16 protein-coding genes are annotated in these 17,649 nt (G+C 69.0%); 10 read left to right on the top strand and 6 right to left on the bottom strand.

What is annotated here, in order from left to right; all coding sequences use genetic code 11:
- The first annotated feature begins 114 nt into the window (after positions 1 to 114).
- Complete coding sequence (rpoH, locus tag HIR79_RS17710) at positions 115 to 981, top strand: RNA polymerase sigma factor RpoH (protein WP_169959355.1); 867 nt, start codon at positions 115 to 117, stop codon at positions 979 to 981.
- 267 nt (positions 982 to 1,248) lie between these two features.
- Here rpoH and slmA read toward each other — a convergent pair whose 3' ends face one another.
- The 5 genes from slmA to coaBC form a co-directional block, all read right to left on the bottom strand.
- On the bottom strand, positions 1,249 to 1,860 hold the full coding sequence (slmA, locus tag HIR79_RS17705) for a nucleoid occlusion factor SlmA (RefSeq protein WP_169959354.1): 612 nt from the start codon (positions 1,858 to 1,860) through the stop codon (positions 1,249 to 1,251).
- Between the two features lie 88 nt (positions 1,861 to 1,948).
- Complete coding sequence (gene argB / locus HIR79_RS17700) at positions 1,949 to 2,857, bottom strand: acetylglutamate kinase (RefSeq protein WP_169959353.1); 909 nt, start codon at positions 2,855 to 2,857, stop codon at positions 1,949 to 1,951.
- 88 nt (positions 2,858 to 2,945) lie between these two features.
- Positions 2,946 to 4,340 carry a phosphomannomutase/phosphoglucomutase gene (locus HIR79_RS17695; RefSeq protein WP_169959352.1) on the bottom strand — a complete coding sequence of 465 codons (1,395 nt, stop codon included), beginning with the start codon at positions 4,338 to 4,340 and terminating at the stop codon, positions 2,946 to 2,948.
- Between the two features lie 37 nt (positions 4,341 to 4,377).
- Positions 4,378 to 4,854, bottom strand: coding sequence for a dUTP diphosphatase (dut, locus tag HIR79_RS17690; RefSeq protein ID WP_119022422.1), 477 nt, complete (start codon positions 4,852 to 4,854; stop codon positions 4,378 to 4,380).
- A gap of 28 nt (positions 4,855 to 4,882) precedes the next feature.
- A complete protein-coding gene (gene coaBC / locus HIR79_RS17685; RefSeq protein WP_169959351.1) occupies positions 4,883 to 6,157 on the bottom strand; it encodes a bifunctional phosphopantothenoylcysteine decarboxylase/phosphopantothenate--cysteine ligase CoaBC in 1,275 nt (424 codons plus the stop codon).
- Between the two features lie 136 nt (positions 6,158 to 6,293).
- On the opposite strand from coaBC, the gene radC reads away from it, so the two are divergent.
- From radC to HIR79_RS17640, 9 genes are all read left to right on the top strand, one after another.
- Complete coding sequence (radC, locus tag HIR79_RS17680; RefSeq protein ID WP_169959350.1) at positions 6,294 to 6,968, top strand: RadC family protein; 675 nt, start codon at positions 6,294 to 6,296, stop codon at positions 6,966 to 6,968.
- A gap of 328 nt (positions 6,969 to 7,296) precedes the next feature.
- Complete coding sequence (gene rpmB / locus HIR79_RS17675; protein ID WP_110068955.1) at positions 7,297 to 7,533, top strand: 50S ribosomal protein L28; 237 nt, start codon at positions 7,297 to 7,299, stop codon at positions 7,531 to 7,533.
- Between the two features lie 41 nt (positions 7,534 to 7,574).
- Positions 7,575 to 7,730 (top strand): 50S ribosomal protein L33, encoded by a 156-nt coding sequence (rpmG, locus tag HIR79_RS17670; protein WP_086509014.1) that lies wholly within the window; start codon positions 7,575 to 7,577, stop codon positions 7,728 to 7,730.
- 136 nt (positions 7,731 to 7,866) lie between these two features.
- Positions 7,867 to 8,712: a bifunctional DNA-formamidopyrimidine glycosylase/DNA-(apurinic or apyrimidinic site) lyase gene (mutM, locus tag HIR79_RS17665; RefSeq protein ID WP_169959349.1), complete on the top strand. Its 846-nt coding sequence runs from the start codon at positions 7,867 to 7,869 to the stop codon at positions 8,710 to 8,712.
- Positions 8,713 to 8,728: 16 nt separating this feature from the next.
- Positions 8,729 to 9,922, top strand: coding sequence for a class I SAM-dependent rRNA methyltransferase (locus HIR79_RS17660; RefSeq protein ID WP_110068952.1), 1,194 nt, complete (start codon positions 8,729 to 8,731; stop codon positions 9,920 to 9,922).
- Positions 9,923 to 9,997: 75 nt separating this feature from the next.
- A complete protein-coding gene (locus HIR79_RS17655; protein ID WP_169959348.1) occupies positions 9,998 to 10,432 on the top strand; it encodes an acyl-CoA thioesterase in 435 nt (144 codons plus the stop codon).
- A 71-nt stretch (positions 10,433 to 10,503) separates the two neighbouring features.
- Positions 10,504 to 11,529 (top strand): tryptophan--tRNA ligase, encoded by a 1,026-nt coding sequence (locus tag HIR79_RS17650; protein WP_169959347.1) that lies wholly within the window; start codon positions 10,504 to 10,506, stop codon positions 11,527 to 11,529.
- Between the two features lie 214 nt (positions 11,530 to 11,743).
- Entirely contained in the window at positions 11,744 to 12,952 is a 1,209-nt protein-coding gene (locus HIR79_RS17645; protein WP_169959346.1) for a YeeE/YedE family protein, read from the top strand.
- A gap of 142 nt (positions 12,953 to 13,094) precedes the next feature.
- Positions 13,095 to 14,774, top strand: coding sequence for an NAD-dependent malic enzyme (locus HIR79_RS17640; RefSeq protein WP_169959345.1), 1,680 nt, complete (start codon positions 13,095 to 13,097; stop codon positions 14,772 to 14,774).
- A gap of 73 nt (positions 14,775 to 14,847) precedes the next feature.
- Here the strand turns inward: HIR79_RS17640 and acnA are convergent, their stop codons facing one another.
- A complete protein-coding gene (gene acnA / locus HIR79_RS17635) occupies positions 14,848 to 17,601 on the bottom strand; it encodes an aconitate hydratase AcnA (RefSeq protein WP_169959344.1) in 2,754 nt (917 codons plus the stop codon).
- Positions 17,602 to 17,649 lie beyond the last annotated feature (48 nt).

The raw sequence follows: 17,649 nt of genomic DNA, 5'->3' as shown, positions 1-17,649 counted from the left end.
AGGCGCCTGGAAACCACGCCTCTGGCGCGGTTTCACGGAACATTCCCCTGTTTCCGGCGTCTATTGTAGTTGAACGCCAATGCATTTCTGGGCTGACAAGGAGACATCCTGCACATGAGCACCAGTCTTCTTCCGGTGGGCCATCTCTCCCCGGGGCACGACCTCAACGGCTACCTCCAGGCCATCCGCAGCATCCCGCTGCTGACCGCCGAGGAGGAGAGCGAGCTGGCCTTCCGCCTGCATGACGAAGGCGACCTGGAGGCCGCCCGCCGCCTGGTGCTGTCGCACCTGCGCTTCGTCGTGCATATCGCCCGCAGCTATTCGGGCTATGGCCTGCCCCAGGCGGACCTGATCCAGGAGGGCAACGTCGGCCTGATGAAGGCGGTCAAGCGCTTCGATCCCAACCAGGGCGTGCGCCTGGTCTCCTTCGCGGTGCACTGGATCAAGGCGGAGATCCACGAGTTCGTGCTGCGCAACTGGCGCATCGTGAAGATCGCCACCACCAAGGCCCAGCGCAAGCTGTTCTTCAACCTGCGCAGCGCCAAGAAGCGCCTGGCCTGGCTGAGCGGCGACGAGGTCGACGCCATCGCCAAGGACCTCGACGTCAAGCCCGAGGTGGTGCGCGACATGGAGGGCCGCCTCTCCGCCCACGATGCCGGCTTCGATGCCGCCCCGGGCGAGGACGAGGAGAGCAGCTGGCAGGCGCCGGTGCACTACCTCGAGGATGCCTCTGCCGACCCGGCCGTCCGGCTCGAGGAGAGCGACTGGGAGGACGATGCCACCCGCCGCCTGCAGCAGGCCATGGAGGCCCTCGACGAGCGCTCCCGGGACATCCTGCAGCGCCGCTGGCTGGCCGAGGAGAAGGCCACCCTGCACGAACTGGCCGACGTCTACGGCGTCTCCGCCGAGCGCATCCGCCAGCTCGAGAAGAACGCCATGAAGAAGATCCGCCAGCAGATCGGTGACGCCCTGGCGGCCTGAGCGGGGTTTTGTGGGAACTGGGCTTTGCCTGGCGAGTGGAGGTGGGAGCTGGGTTTTGTGGGAGCTGGGCTCCGCCCGGCGAATGGAGACCGAAGGGCTCCTGGCGGCATGCGCCAACGCCGGCAACACCGCCGGGGCGCCTGCGGCGCCATTCGCCCGGCGGAGCCGATCTCCCACCAGTCGTCTCAAGCCTCGCGAAGAACCTAACAGTAACCCCCGTCGGATGAGAGTCCGGCGGGGGTTATTCATTGACGGGAGAGGGGCCGGTTACGCCGGCTGCGGGCTCTCGCGCAGCAGCTGGGCCGAGAGCAGCGCCCACTGCGCCTCCCAGTGCTCGGTGGGGCGGCGCTTGAAGTCGCTTCTCACGTACTGGCTGATGCGCCCCTCGGCGGCGGCCAGCAGCAGGTTGGCGGCCGCCGAGGCGGGCAGGCAGAGGCGGCGCCCCTCGCGCAGCTCCGCCTCGCGCAGCACCTGCTTGAGCTGGGTCTCGAGCCGCTCGAAGAGCTGGTGGATGCGAAGGCGCAGGCGCGCGGTCTCGCCGGTGAGCACGCCGCCGTCGAGCAGCCGGGAGAGCCCGGGGTTCTTCTCGGCGAAGGCCAGCAGCAGGGTGAGCAGCGCCCCGCAGCGCGGCAGCGCCTCGGGGCTCTCCTCGAGGATGCGGGTGATGCGCGCGAAGAGCGTCTCCTCGATGAACTCGATGAGCCCCTCGAACATGCGCGCCTTGCTGGGGAAGTGGCGGTAGAGGGCGGCCTCGGAGACGCCGACCTGCTTCGCCAGGGCGGCCACGGTGATGCGCTTGCCGCTGTCCTCCTCCAGCATCAGGGCCAGCGCCTGCAGGATCTGCTCGCGGCGGCTGGGCGTGGGGGTTGCCTGCGTCATAGTGTTCTTTTCTTTTCTGATGGTCGACTCATGCTAGCCGCGGACCCCGCATCTCGCAAAGCGAGACGCCAGGCTCGCGGTCGGTGCGTCACGCGTCCGTGGCGGTGTCGGTGATCAGGGTGCCGACCCCGGCGTTGGTGAAGATCTCCAGCAGGGTGGCGTGGGGCACCCGGCCGTCGATGATATGGGCACTCTTCACGCCGCCCTTCACCGCCTCCAGGGCGCAGCGGATCTTGGGCAGCATGCCGCCGTGGATGGTGCCGTCACTGATCAGCTCGTCGACCTGGGCGGTGGTCAGCCCGGTGAGCACCTCGCCCTCGGCGTTCATCAGGCCGGCCACGTTGGTCAGCAGCATCAGCTTCTCGGCGCCCAGCGCCTCGGCCACCTTGCCGGCCACCAGGTCGGCGTTGATGTTGTAGCTGTGGCCCTCGGCATCGACGCCGATAGGGGCGATCACCGGGATGAAGTCGCGCTCGGCGAGCATCTCGATCAGGTCGGTGGAGATGTGCTCCACCTCGCCGACGTGGCCGATGTCGATGATCTCGGGGACGGTCATCTCCGGGGTCTGGTGCTCCACCTTGAGCTGGCGGGCGCGGATCTGGCTGCCGTCCTTGCCGGTGAGGCCGATCGCCTTGCCGCCGCACTGGTTGATCAGGTTGACGATGCCCTTGTTGACCAGGCCGCCCAGCACCATCTCCACCACGTCCATGGTCTCGGCGTCGGTGACCCGCATGCCGTTGACGAAGCGCGACTCGATGTTGAGCTTCCTGAGCAGGTCGCCGATCTGCGGGCCGCCGCCGTGAACCACCACCGGGTTGATGCCCACCTCCTTCATCAGCACCATGTTGCGGGCGAAGGAGTCGATCAGGGTGTCCTCGGTCATGGCGTTGCCGCCGTACTTCACCACCACGGTCTTGCCGGTGAAGCGCTGGATATAGGGCAGCGCCTCGGAGAGCACCTCCACCACCAGGCGCGGGTCGCGGGTCTGTTCGGTCATTGCGGGTTCCCTTCTCTTGCTCGTGCTCTTGATCTTGGCGGAGCCGCCGCGGGCGCGGCGGCGCTTTGTCCCGGGGCGGGGTGGCGGCTCAGAGCGCCACGTCCAGCTCGGGGGCGACCCTGGCCAGGGCGGCGGCGAACTGCGCCTTGATGCGCTCGAGCGCCGTCTCGCTCTTGCCCTCGAAGCGCAGTACCAGCACCGGCGTGGTGTTGGAGGCGCGGCACAGGCCCCAGCCGTCCGGGTAGTCGACGCGGATGCCGTCCAGGGTGGTCTTCACCCCCTCCTCGCCGAAGTCCCCCTCGCGGGCCAGGCGGGCCACCAGGTCGAACTTGGTCTCGTCGGTGACGGTGATGTTGATCTCCGGGGTGCCGATGTCCTGGGGGTAGCGGTTGAAGAAGGCGTCGGCGTCGAGGTCCTGGCGGGAGAGGATCTCCAGCAGGCGGGCGGCGCCATAGAGGCCGTCGTCGAAGCCGTACCAGCGCTCCTTGAAGAAGATGTGGCCGCTCATCTCGCCGGCCAGCAGGGCGCCGGTCTCCTTCATGCGCGCCTTGATCAGCGAGTGGCCGGTGCGCCACATCTCGGGCTCGCCGCCGGCCTCATCGATCACCCGGGCCAGGTTGCCGGTGCACTTGACGTCGAAGATCACCTTGGCGCCCGGGTTGCGCTCGAGCATGTCCTCGGCGAAGGCCATCATCAGGTGGTCGGGGTAGATCAGCCGGCCTGAGGGGGTGATCACGCCGAGGCGGTCGCCGTCGCCGTCGAAGGCCAGGCCGATGTCGGCGCCGCTCTCCTTCACCGCGCGGATCAGGTCCACCAGGTTCTCGGGCTTGCCCGGGTCCGGGTGATGGTTCGGGAAGGTGCCGTCGATCTCGGCAAACAGCGGCAGCGTCTCGGCGCCGAGCTTCTCGATCAGCTGCGGGCCGAGCTCGCCGGCCACGCCGTTGCCGCAGTCCACCACCGCCTTGAGCGGGCGCGCCAGGCGCACGTCGGAGAGGATTCTCGCCAGGTAGGCATTGCGCACGTCGACCTCGCGCACGCTGCCCGTGCCCTCGGTCAGGTCGCCCGTGGTGATGCGCGTATGCAGGGCGGTGATGGCGTCGCCGGAGAGGGTCTCGCCGGCCAGCACGATCTTGAAGCCGTTGTAGTCCGGCGGGTTGTGGCTGCCGGTGACCATGACGCCGGAGGCGGTGCCGTCCAGCACGTGGGTGGCGAAGTAGAGCACCGGGGTGGGCACCATGCCGATGTCGATGACGTCGCGGCCGGCGGCGTTCAGGCCGCGGGTCAGGGCCGCCTGGAGGCGCGGGCCGGAGAGGCGGCCGTCGCGGGCCACCACCACGGTGGACTCGCCGCGGGCGGCGGCCTCGCTGCCGATGGCGCGGCCGATTGCCTCGACGGTCGGCTCGGTCAGGGTGTCATCGACGATGCCGCGGATGTCGTAGGCGCGGAAGATGGAGGCGGGAACGGTCTGGGTCTCGTCTGTCATGGGTGTCCTTGTCCTGTGGGTCGCGTCGGGGCGGATGTCAGTGGCGGCCCGAGCTGCCGAAGCCGCCGGCGCCGCGGCGGCTGGCGTCGAAGTCGTCGACCAGCTCGAGCTCGGCCTGCACCACGGGAACAAGCACATACTGTGCCAGTCGCTCGAAGGGCTCGAGGGTGAAGGGGGCCTGGCCGCGGTTCCACACCGAAATCATCAGCTCGCCCTGGTAGTCGGAGTCGATCAGGCCGACCAGGTTGCCGAGCACGATGCCGTGCTTGTGGCCCAGCCCCGAGCGGGGCAGGATCAGGCCGGCGAGGCCGGGGTCGGCGATATGGATGGCGAGCCCGGTGCGCACCAGCTCGCACTGGCCGGGGGCCAGCGTCAGGGGCGCCTCGAGCAGGGCGCGCAGGTCCATGCCGGCGGAGCCGTCGGTGGCGTAGCCGGGCAGATAGTCGCGCAGGCGCTCGTCGAGGAGCTTCACGGCCAGGCGGGGCCGAGCGGCGGGTCGGGGGGTGTCGGACATCGGGAGATTCCAGGGTCGTGGGTCGGATTCAGGGGTGCCGGCGCGCCTGCAGGCAGGCGAGGGCGCGGTGCATCACCGCCATGGCGAGCCGTGACTTGGTCTGGGGTGCGAGCTCTTCCTCGGCGAGAGCGTCGCCTTCCGGCGACGCCTTCTCCTGCCGGGCCGCCTCCCGCCACAGCACCAGGGCGGCGTTGTCGTCGGCGCCGAAGCCGAGCCCCTCGCGGGAGACGTCGTTGGCCACGATCATGTCCAGCCTCTTGCGGGTAAGCTTGTCCCGGGCATAAGCCGCGAGGTCACGGGTCTCGGCGGCGAAGCCCACCACGAAGGGGCGCCGGGCCTCCGGCAGGGCGGCCACGCTGGCGATGATATCGGGGTTCTTGACCAGCCGCAGGGTCAGCCCCTCCTCGCCCTCGACCTTCTTGATCTTGTGCTCGGCGGCCTGCTCGGCGCGGTAGTCGGCCACCGCGGCGCAGCCGATGAACAGATCGCTCTGCGCGGCCAGCCGCATCGCGGCCTCGTGCATCTCGAGCGCCGTCTCCACCTCGACCCGCGCCACGCCCGCAGGGCAGGGCAGGCTGACCGGGCCGCTTATCAGGGTGACCCGGGCGCCCAGGGCGGCGGCCGCCTCGGCCAGGGCGTAGCCCATCTTGCCGGAGCTGTGGTTGGAGAGGTAGCGCACCGGGTCCAGCGGCTCCCGGGTGGGGCCGGCGGTGATGGTCACGGCCATGCCCGCGGCCGGGGCGTCGCCGGTGTTCGACACCTGGCCCGCGTCCAGCAGCGCCGCGAGAATCGCTTCGGGCTCCAGCATGCGCCCGGGCCCCACGTCGCCGCAGGCCTGGTCGCCGCTCGCAGGCCCCAAAAGGCGCCAGCCGTCCTCCACGAGCCGGGCGGCGTTGCGCGCCGTCGCCGGGTGGCGCCACATCGCCTGGTTCATGGCCGGGGCCATCACCTTCTCGGCTTCGCTGGCCAGGCACAGGGTGGTCAGCAGGTCGTCGGCCATGCCGGCGGTCAGCCGTGCCATCAGGTCGGCGGTGGCGGGGGCGATCAGGATGGTGTCGGCCCAGCGGGCCAGCTCGATGTGGCCCATGCCGGCTTCGGCTTCCGGGTCGAGCAGCGAGGTGCGTACCGGCTCGCCGGTCAGCGCCTGCAGGGTGAGCGGGGTAATGAAGGCCTGGGCGCCCTCGGTCATGACGACGCGCACCTCGCAGCCGGCCTGCTTGAGCAGGCGGGCGAGCACGGCGCTCTTGTAGGCGGCGATGCCGGCGCTGATGCCGAGCAGTACGCGGCGGGAGGGCGATGGCATGGACGAATTCCCGGCGGTGATATCAGCCGCCTACCTTACCACCGGCGCCCCACCTTGCGTAGACGAGCCGACCTCACAGGAAGAGCGGCTACACTGAGCTCAAGAGGACAGGACAAGACAGGGCAGGGAGGCGGCAATGTCGATCAGGAACTGGCCGGAGGGGGAGCGCCCCCGGGAGAAGCTGCTGGCGCTGGGGTCGGAGGCGCTGTCGGACGCTGAGCTGCTGGCGATCTTTCTGCGAGTGGGGCTGCCCGGCCGTTCGGCGGTGGACCTGGCCCGCGACCTGCTGCTGGAGTTCGGCGGGCTGCGCCCGCTGCTGGAGGCGGACCGCGAGCGCTTCTGCGCCGCCCGGGGCATGGGCAGCGCCAAGTACGTGCAGCTGCAGGCCACGCTGGAGCTCTCCCGGCGCCACCTGGCCAGCCAGCTGGCCCGGGGCGAGGCGCTGACCTCGCCCACCCTGGTGCGCTCCTACCTCGCCGCGCAGTTGCGCCACCTGGGGCACGAGGAGTTTGCCGCGCTCTTCCTCGACAGCCAGCACCGGGTGATCCGCTACGAGTCGCTGTTCCGCGGCACCCTGGACAGCGCCTCGGTCTACCCCCGGGAGGTGGCCCGTCGTGCCCTGGAGCTGGGGGCCGGGGCGATCATCTTCGCCCACAACCACCCGTCCGGGGTGGCCGAGCCCAGTGATGCCGACCGGCGCATCACCGATCGGCTGCGCGAGGCGCTGGGGCTCTTCGAGATCCGCGTGCTGGACCACTTCGTGGTGGGGGATGGCGAGGTGGTCTCCTTTGCCGAGCGGGGGTGGCTCTAGCGCTTTATCAGGCGCTTTGATAAACTGCGCGCCCGGCTGCGCTCGGTTCCTGGGTTTGACGTCGATCTGACGTCCGGGATTCAGGGTCGCAAGCATGCTCTCCGCCATCGGTTGGCCACGTGCGCCACGCCCCGTTGCGGCGCCACCTTATGCCCTGCTGGATCTGCGCTGCGCGCTTGCCCGGCGTGGCGGTCTCTGGTATAAAGTGCAGCCTTTGAATTCCCTTGGGTCAAATTTCACGGGATCTCCCGGTTTGCCCGACAGGTTTTGAACACTCAGGGTTCGCGCATCAGGCGCCGAACACCTGGCCCAGCGGTTGGAGGCTCCAATGTCAAAAGTATGTCAGGTTACCGGCAAGCGCCCGGTGACTGGTAACAACGTTTCACACTCCCAGCGCAAGACCCGTCGTCGGTTCCTGCCGAACCTGCACACCCATCGCTTCTGGGTGGAGTCCGAGAACCGCTTCGTCAAGCTGCGCGTCTCCTCCAAGGGCATGCGTGTGATCGACAAGAAGGGCATCGACGCGGTGCTCAGCGACATCCGCAAGCGCGGCGAAGCCGTCTAGGCGACCCCGTCTAAGCGATATCCATTCAGGGAGCAGCAGTCATGCGTGACAAGATCAAGCTGGTGTCCAGTGCCGGTACCGGCCACTTCTACACCACCGACAAGAACAAGCGGAACACCCCGGACAAGCTCGAGTTCAAGAAGTTTGACCCGGTTGTCCGCAAGCACGTGATGTACAAGGAAGCCAAGATCAAGTAAGCCTTGGTCGTCTTCCGCAGGTGTTCTTGCCTGTCCCCCTGAACCCGGCTCCACTGGCCGGGTTCAGGCGTTTGTAGGGCTCTTGGCAGAGCCCCCCTTGTGGAGGCCCCCAGGCGGCCGAGCCGAGCGATACATCATGCCCGAACTGCCCGAAGTCGAGACGACCCGCTGCGGCATCGCCCCCCACGTGGAGGGGCGCGAGATCACCGAGGTCATCGTGCGCCAGCCGCGGCTGAGGGTGCCGGTGCCCGCCGACCTGGCCGAGCGCCTGGTGGGGGCGCGCATCGGGACGCTGGCCCGGCGCGCCAAGTACCTGCTGGTGCCGCTGGCCGGGGGCGACTCAGTGGGCGGTAATCTGGCCGGCGGCACCCTGCTGTGGCACCTGGGCATGTCCGGCAGCCTGCGTATCACTCGGGTCGGCGAGCTGCCCAGGAAGCACGACCACGTCGACCTGGTGCTCGAGGATGGCGCCCTGCTGCGCTACCACGACCCGCGCCGCTTCGGCTTCGTCGACTGGCTCGCCGGCACCCCCGAGCAGGACCCGCGTCTGGCCCGCCTGGGGCCGGAGCCCCTGTCGGAGGCCTTCGACGGCGCGCGGCTCTTCGCGCTCTCCCGCGGGCGCCGGGTGGCGGTGAAGCCCTTCCTGATGGACAACGCCGTGGTGGTGGGGGTGGGCAACATCTACGCCAGCGAGGCGCTGTTCATGGCCGGCATCGACCCGCGCCGCGCCGCCGGTCGCATCAGCCGCGAGCGCTACGACCGCCTGGCCGCCGCCGCCCGGGAGGTGCTGGCCGCCGCCATCACCCAGGGCGGCACCACCCTGCGCGACTTCGTCAGTGGCACCGGCGAGCCGGGCTACTTCAAGCAGCGCCTCAACGTCTACGGCCGCCACGGCCAGCCCTGCCGGCAGTGCGGCGCCGAACTGCGCCTCGTCACCCTAGGGCAGCGGGCCAGCGTCTACTGTCCCCACTGCCAGTCCTGATTCTCGAGAGATTCCCATGACCCTGTCCTCCCTGCGCCTCAACAAGCACGCCGACCGCCGCCTCAAGGCCGGCCACCTGTGGCTCTACTCCAACGAGATCGACACCGGGGCCACCCCGCTCAAGGGCCTTGCGCCCGGCCAGCAGGTGGTGGTGGAGGCCGCCAACGGCAAGGCGCTGGGCGTGGCCTATGTCAATCCGAACTCGCTGATCTGCGCGCGGCTGGTCTCCCGGGACCCCAAGCAGGGGCTCGACCGCTCGCTGCTGGTGCATCGCCTCAACCAGGCCCTGGCCCTGCGCCAGCGCCTCTTCGCCGCGCCCTATTACCGCCTGGTGCACGGCGAGGGGGACCTGCTGCCGGGTCTGGTGATCGACCGCTTCGCCGACACCCTGGTGGTGCAGCTCAACACCGCCGGCATGCAGGCGGTGCTGCCCGAGCTGCTCGACGCCCTGGACAAGGTGCTCGCGCCGACCACGGTGGTGCTGCGCAACGACACCAGCGGCCGCCGTCAGGAGGGCCTCGAGCTCGGCGTGGAGGTGGTCAAGGGCGAGGTGGGTGATCCCGTGCTGCTGGAAGAGAACGGCGTGCGCTTCGCCGCTCCGGTGCTCGACGGCCAGAAGACCGGCTGGTTCTATGACCACCGCGTCAACCGCGCCTGGCTCAACCAGTACGTGGCCGGCAAGCGGGTGCTGGACCTGTTCAGCTACGTGGGCGGCTGGGGCGTGCAGGCCGCCGCCCACGGCGCCCGCGAGGTACTCTGCGTCGATTCTTCCGCCGCAGCGCTCGAGCGGGTGGCCGAGAACGCCGTCCTCAACGGCCTGCACGAGCAGGTGGCGGTGGGCGAGGGCGATGCCTTCGAGGTGCTGGCGGCGCTCAAGGCCGAGGGCGAGGAGTTCGACGTGGTGATCCTCGACCCGCCGGCCTTCATCAAGAAGCGCAAGGACATCCCCGTCGGTGAGCATGCCTACGGCAAGCTCAACCGCGAGGCGATGCGCCTGCTGGGCCGCGATGGGCTGCTGCTGTCGGCGTCGTGCTCCATGCACCTGGCGCCGGAGCGGCTGGTGGACGTGGTGCGCGGCGCCGTGCGCCACCAGGACCGCCACGGCCAGATCCTCTTCCAGGGCCACCAGGGGCCGGACCACCCGGTGCACCCGGCGATTCCGGAGACCAGCTACCTCAAGGCCCTGGGCGTGCGGGTCTTCCGGGACTGACGAAGAAGGCGTCTTCGACGCCCGCTGGAGCGGCGGGGGCGCAGCGCCCCCCGATGGATCTGCGAGGAGCGTGCCATGGAGTGGGATCTTCCCGAGCCCTTTTTCATCGAGCTCGTCGTCGAGCCCTCGGCCATCGACGAGTACGACCACGTCAACAACGCCGAGTACCTGCGCTGGATCGAGCAGGTGAGCTGGGCCCACTCCGACTCCCTGGGGCTGACCCTGGCGCGCTACCGCGAGCTGGATCGCGGCATGGCGGTGCATCGCCATGAGCTGGACTACCTGGCGCCGGCCTTCGAGGGTGACCGCCTGGCCCTGGCCACCTGGATCATCGCCGATGACAGCCGCCTCACCCTGACCCGCCGCTTCCAGCTGATTCGCCCCGCCGATGGCCGCACCCTGCTGCGGGCCCGCACCCGCTTCGCCTGCATCGAACTCTCCAGCGGCCGCCCGCGGCGCCTGCCCGAGGAGTACCGGCGAATCTACGGCAAGGCCGCCGTCGCCGAGTGACCCCGGTCGCCTTGTGGGGGAGCCCGCGTTACCATAGCGGGCATTTCCGAACAGCAGAGTCCGCTTTCCCCATGAGTGCAGCTTCCGCGAAGACCCGCGTTCTCACCGGCATCACCACCACCGGTACGCCCCACCTGGGCAACTACGTCGGGGCCATCAAGCCCGCCATCGAGGCGAGCCAGGACCCGAACGTGCAGTCCTACTATTTTCTGGCCGACCTGCATGCGCTGATCAAGTGCCAGGAGCCGCGCCGGGTGCAGGAGTCGCGCCTTGAGATCGCCGCCACCTGGCTGGCGCTGGGGCTGGATACCGACAATGCCATCTTCTATCAGCAATCCGATATTCCCGAGATCCCCGAGCTCACCTGGATGCTCTCCTGCGTCTGCGCCAAGGGGCTGATGAACCGCGCCCACGCCTACAAGGCCGCGGTGGCGGAGAACGAGTCCGCCGGCAACCAGGACCCCGACAAGGGCATCACCATGGGGCTGTTCGGCTACCCCGTGCTGATGGCCGCCGACATCCTGATGTTCAACGCCAACAAGGTGCCGGTGGGCCGCGACCAGATCCAGCACATCGAGATGGCCCGCGATATCGCCGGGCGCTTCAACCACCTCTACAAGGGCGACTACTTCGCCCAGCCCGAGGCGGTGGTCGACGACAACGTGGCGGTGCTCAATGGCCTGGACGGGCGCAAGATGTCCAAGAGCTACAACAACACCATCCCGCTGTTCACGCCCGAGAAGAAGCTGCTCAAGCTGGTGCGCAAGATCAAGACTAACTCCCTGGAGCCCGGCGAGCCCAAGGACCCCGACACCTGCACCCTGTTCCAGATCTACTCGGCCTTCTCCACTCCGGAGGCGACCGCCGCCATGCGTGCCGAGTACGAGAACGGCATCGGCTGGGGCGAGGCCAAGAACCGTCTCTTCGAGACCCTCAACGAGCAGCTGCGCGAGCCCCGCGAGCGCTACCAGGCACTGCTGGAGGACCCCGGCCACATCGAGGCGGTGCTGCACAAGGGCGCCGAACGCGCTCGGGCCGAGGCGGCCCCCTTCATGGATCGCCTGCGCCAGGCGGTGGGTCTGGGTCGCTTCGTCTGATCGCCAACCCGGCTGTCGTGAAAGGGGCCTTCTGGCCCCTTTCGCCGTTTATACCCATGCCCTGACGCTATCGAGGTGATAGTGCTTATTAATTTATGTCATTTTCGTCTTAGGATTTTCATTTAAATTCTTTTGCGTTCTTTGCATAGATGATTAGCATGCTCTCCTCCACGGGCGCGCCCCGCCTGTCCTGATGCTACCGAGAGAGCCCGCCATGAGTGAACTCGCCCTGACCCGACGCTCACGACTTTCCGTGCCCGCGGTGGCCGCCGGCGCCCTGCTGCTGGGTGCCCTCGCCGTCGGTGCCGCCTTCGGCGCGCGCATCGGCGCGCTGATGGTGATCGGCGGCCTGCTGGGCATGGTGCTCTACCATGCCGCCTTCGGCTTCACCGCCGCCTGGCGGGTCTTCATCACTGAGCGCCGCGGCCGTGGCCTGCGCGCTCAGATGGTGATGCTGGCCATCGCCGTGCTGCTCTTCTTCCCCGCCCTGGGCGCCGGCACCCTGTTCGGCACCGAGGTGAGCGGCTATGTCTCGCCGGTCGGCGTCTCGGTGATCTTCGGCGCCTTCCTGTTCGGCATCGGCATGCAGCTGGGGGGCGGCTGTGCCTCCGGCACCCTCTTCACCGCCGGCGGCGGGAACGCCCGCATGCTGATCACCCTGCTGTTCTTCGTGGTGGGCTCGGTGATCGGCACCGCCCACTTCGCCTGGTGGCAGAGCCTGCCCGCCTTCCAGCCGGTCTCCCTGGTGCAGACCGCCGGCGTGGGCGGCGGCATCGTGGTGAGCCTCGCGCTCTTCGCTGCCATCGCCGCCTTCACCGTGGTGATGGAGAAGCGCCGCCATGGTCATCTGGAGCAGACGCCGCGCATCGACGCCGGCAACCGCCGCTGGCTCACCGGCCCCTGGCCGCTGCTCTTCGGCGCCGTGGCTCTGGCACTGCTCAACTACGCCACCCTGGCCCTGGCCGGCCGCCCCTGGGGCGTCACCGGCGCCTTCGCCCTGTGGGGCGCCAAGGGTTTCGAGCTGCTGGGCGGCGACGTGACCGGCTGGGGCTACTGGCAGGCGCCGGGCAACGCCGCGGCCCTGCAGGCCAGCGTGTGGAGCGACATCACCACGGTGATGAACGTCGGCATCATGGTCGGCGCCCTGGTCGCCGCCTCCCTGGCCGGGCGCTTCGCCCCCAACTTCCGCATCCCGGCCAAGTCGGTGCTGGCGGCGGTGATCGGCGGCATCATGCTCGGCTATGGTGCCCGCCTGGCCTTCGGCTGCAACATCGGCGCCTACTTCGGTGGCATCGCCTCCGGCAGCCTGCACGGCTGGGTGTGGCTCATCGCCGCCTTCGCCGGCAACATGATCGGCGTGCGGCTGCGCCCCCTCTTCTTCGAGGGCGAGGCGGCCCGCCAGCCGGCGGCCAAGGGCTGCTGAGCCGCGGCATCGAAGGGTGAACTTCGCGTGATCTCGCGCCCCGGCCCAGGCCGGGGCGCGCGCTTTTGGGGCGTGGTAAAGTGTTCCAAAAGCGCCGCCAGAGCGCTAACGACCCGTTCCAGTCACCGCACCGAGAGCCGAGATGACCAACGACACCAAGCGCCCCCTCTATATTCCCTATGCCGGCCCTCCGCTGCTGGAGATGCCGCTGCTCAACAAGGGCAGCGCCTTCAGCCAGGAGGAGCGCATCGAGTTCAACCTGATCGGCCTGCTGCCCCAGTGCGTGGAGTCCATCGAGGAGCAGCTGGAGCGGGCCTACCGGCAGTATCGCCAGTGCCAGAATGACCTGGACAAGCATATCTACCTGCGTGCCATCCAGGACGACAACGAGACCCTCTACTTCCGCCTGGTGTCCGAACACCTCGAGGAGATGCTGCCGATCATCTATACGCCGACCGTGGGCAAGGCGTGTCAGGAGTTCTCCAACATCTATCGCAACCACCGCGGGCTCTTCATCGCCTACCCGGATCGCGATCGCATGGATGACATCCTGCGCAGCGCCACCAAGAATCAGGTCAAGGTCATCGTGGTCACCGACGGCGAGCGCATCCTCGGCCTCGGCGACCAGGGCATCGGCGGCATGGGCATTCCCATCGGCAAGCTGGCGCTCTACACCGCCTGCGGCGGCATCAGCCCCGCCTACACCCTGCCGATCATGCTCGACGTGGGCACCAACAACCAGGCGCTGCTCGACGACCCCATGTACATGGGCTGGCGCCATGAGCGCATCGGCCAGGAGGGGTACGACGCCTTCATCGCCCAGTTCATCGCGGCGGTGAAGCGCCGCTGGCCCAGTGTGCTGCTGCAGTTCGAGGACTTCGCCCAGGCCAACGCGGTGCCGCTGCTCGAGCGCTATCGCGATGAGCTCTGCTGCTTCAACGACGACGTCCAGGGCACCGCCTCGGTGGTGGTGGGCACCCTGATGGCCGCCTGCGAGGCGCGCGACGAGGGCATCGGCCAGCAGCGGGTGGTCTTCGTGGGGGCGGGTTCTGCCGGCTGCGGCATCGCCGAGCAGGTGGTGGTGGCCATGCAGGCCGAGGGGCTCACCGAGAAGGAGGCCCGCGCCCGGGTCTTCATGGTCGACCGCGAGGGGCTGGTCACCGCGGAGCAGAACTGGCTGCGCGACTTCCAGAAGCGCCTGGCCCATGACCCGGCGCTGACCGAGGGCTGGCAGGGGCAGGAGCTGGTGGAGACGATCCGTCGGATCAAGCCCACGGTGCTGATCGGCGTCTGCGGCCGGCCGGGCATCTTCACCGAGGAGGTGGTGCGCACCATGCACGCCGGCTGCGAGCGGCCGGTGATCATGCCGCTCTCCAACCCCACTTCCCAGGCCGAGGCGCTGCCCGAGGACGTGATCCGCTGGACCGAGGGCGCGGCTCTGGTGGCCACCGGCAGCCCCTTCGCGCCGGTGGAGTATGAGGGGCGCACCTACCCCATCGCCCAGTGCAACAACTCCTACATCTTCCCGGGCATCGGCCTGGGCGTGGTGGCCTCCGGCGCGAAGCGGGTCACCGACGACATGCTGATGGCGGCTTCCCGGGCGCTGGCGCGCGAGGCGCCGATCGTCAAGGAGGGGGAGGGCGCGCTGCTGCCGCCGCTCTCGAAGATCCGCGAGCTCTCCAAGGCGATCGCCTTCGACGTGGCCGCCCAGGCCCAGGGCGAAGGGGTGGCGCTGAGGACCGACGGCATCAAGCTGCGGGCGGCCATCGAGCGCAACTGCTGGACGCCGGAATACCGCCTCTACCGTCGCCGCTCCTTCTGACGCACTATGCTGGCCTGAAAAAGGCCCTGCCGGCTTTCCGGCAGGGCCTTACACCATTCGACGCCGTTTGACGTCAGGCGGCCCCAATCATACGGCGCAGCACATAGTGCAGGATGCCGCCGTGGCGGTAGTACTCGAGCTCGTTGGCGGTGTCGATGCGGCAGAGCGCCTCGATGTGCTTCTCGCCCTTGTCGCTCCTGACGGTGACCTTCACCTTGCCGCCCGGGGTGAGGTCGGCGAGCCCCGCGATGGAGATCCGCTCGTCGCCGGTCAGGCCGAGGCTCTGGCGGCTCTCCCCCTCGGGGAACTGCAGCGGCACCACGCCCATGCCGATCAGGTTGGAGCGGTGGATGCGCTCATAGGACTCGGCGAGCACCGCCCGCACCCCGAGCAGCCGGGTGCCCTTGGCGGCCCAGTCGCGGCTGGAGCCGGTGCCGTACTCCTTGCCGGCGATCACCACCAGGGGCGTGCCTTCCTGCTGATAGCGCATGGCGGCGTCATAGATCGCCATCTGCTCGCCCGTGGGCACGTGGCGGGTCTCGCCGCCCACCACCCCGTCGAGCATCTCGTTCTTGATCCGCACGTTGGCGAAGGTGCCGCGCATCATGATCTCGTGGTTGCCGCGCCGTGAGCCATAGGAGTTGAAGTCCACCGGCCTGATGCCGCGCTCCTGCAGGTAGCGCCCGGCGGGGCTGTCGGGCTTGATGCTGCCGGCCGGCGAGATATGGTCGGTGGTCACCGAGTCGCCCAGCAGCGCCAGGATGCGGGCGTCCTCGACATCCTCGATGGCGTCAGGCGTCCGCCCCATGCCCTCGAAGAAGGGCGGGTGCTGGATATAGGTGGACTCGGGCCACTCGTAGACCTTGCTCTCGGGGACCTCGATGGCCTTCCAGACGTCGTCGCCGTCGAACACCTCGGCGTACTCCTTCGAGAACATCCCGGTGTTGACCCGGGCCACCGCCTCGGCGATCTCCGCCTGGCTGGGCCAGATGTCTTTCAGATAGACCGGTTCGCCGTCGCTGCCGGTGCCAATGGGGTCCTGCGTCAGGTCGCAGCGCACGTTGCCGGCCAGGGCGTAGGCCACCACCAGGGGCGGCGAGGCGAGCCAGTTGGTCTTCACCAAGGGATGGACCCGGCCCTCGAAGTTGCGGTTGCCGGAGAGCACCGAGGCCACGGTGAGATCACCCGCCTCGATGGCGCGTTCGATGGGTTCCGGCAGGGGGCCGGAGTTGCCGATGCAGGTGGTGCAGCCGTAGCCCACCAGATGGAAGCCCAGGGCGTCGAGGTCCTCGTCGAGGCCGGCGGCGGCCAGGTAGTCGGTGACCACCTTGGAGCCGGGGGCGAGCGAGGTCTTCACCCAGGGCCGGGTGGCAAGCCCCTTCTCGCGCGCCTTCCGGGCCAGCAGGCCGGCGGCCATCATCACGCTGGGGTTGGAGGTGTTGGTGCAGGAGGTGATGGCGGCGATCACCACGTCGCCTGGGTCGAGCTTGAACTGTTCGCCATCCAGGTCCACGGGCTGGCTGTCGTGGTGCTCGTAGCTCTCCTCGACGCCCACGGCGGTCTGACCGCCTTCGGACATCAGCTTGCCCTTTTCCTCCGTGCGCTCGGGGGAGGAGGGGGCCTTGGCGTCGTCGTCCATCACCTTCTGGAAGGCGGCCCGCATGTCGCCGAGGGCCACCCGGTCCTGGGGCCGCTTGGGGCCGGCCAGGCTGGCCACCACCTCGCCCATGTCCAGCGTCAGGGTATCGCTGAAGATCGGCTCGGCGCCGGGTTCGCGCCACAGCCCCTGGGCCTTGCAGTAGGCCTCCACCAGAGCCACCTGGGCGTCGTCGCGGCCGGTCAGGCGCAGGTAGTTGAGGGTCTCCTCGTCCACCGGGAAGAAGCCACAGGTGGCGCCGTACTCCGGGGCCATGTTGGCGATGGTGGCGCGATCGGCCAGGGGCAGGTCCTTGAGGCCGTCGCCGTAGAACTCCACGAACTTGCCTACCACGCCCTTGCTGCGCAGCATCTGGGTCACCGTGAGCACGAGATCCGTGGCGGTGATGCCCTCGCGCAGCCTGCCGGTGAGCTTGAAGCCGATCACCTCGGGAATCAGCATCGAGACCGGCTGGCCGAGCATGGCCGCCTCGGCCTCGATGCCGCCCACCCCCCAGCCCAGCACGCCGAGGCCGTTGATCATGGTGGTGTGGGAGTCGGTGCCCACCAGGGTGTCGGGGTAGGCGTAGGTCCTGCCGTTCTCCTCCTTGGTCCAGACGGTCTGGCCCAGGTACTCCAGGTTGACCTGGTGGCAGATGCCGGTGCCCGGCGGCACCACGCGGAAGTTGTCGAAGGCCTGCTGGCCCCAGCGCAGGAACTCGTAGCGCTCGCGGTTGCGCTCCATCTCGATGGCGACGTTGTCGCGAAACGCCGTGGCGTTGCCGAACTTGTCCACCATCACCGAGTGGTCGATGACCAGATCCACCGGGGAGAGCGGGTTGATGCGCGCCGGGTCCTCGCCCAGGGACTCCACCGCGGCACGCATGGAGGCGAGGTCCACCACCCCGGGCACGCCGGTGAAGTCCTGCATCAGCACCCGGGCCGGGCGGTAGCCGATCTCGCGGTCGGAGCGGGCCTTGCGCTGCCAGTCGACCAGCGCCTGGGCGTCCTGGCGGGAGACGCTCTCGTCATCGGCGAAGCGCAGCTGGTTCTCGAGCAGGATCTTGAGCGTCATGGGCAGCCGCTCGATGCTGCCCAGCGCCTCGGCGGCCTCGGCCAGGCTGTAGTAGTGGACGGTGCGACCGCCGACGTCGAGGGTCTGCAGGGTATCCGGCAGGGAATCGGTGCTCATCGGTTGCCTCCTGAGGGTGGCGAATGAACGGTGGCGTGTGGCGCTCGG

This window comes from Halomonas sp. PGE1 (assembly GCF_013000985.1).
Classification (GTDB): domain Bacteria; phylum Pseudomonadota; class Gammaproteobacteria; order Pseudomonadales; family Halomonadaceae; genus Halomonas; species Halomonas alkalicola.
This window is presented reverse-complemented; position numbering and strand designations above follow the sequence as displayed.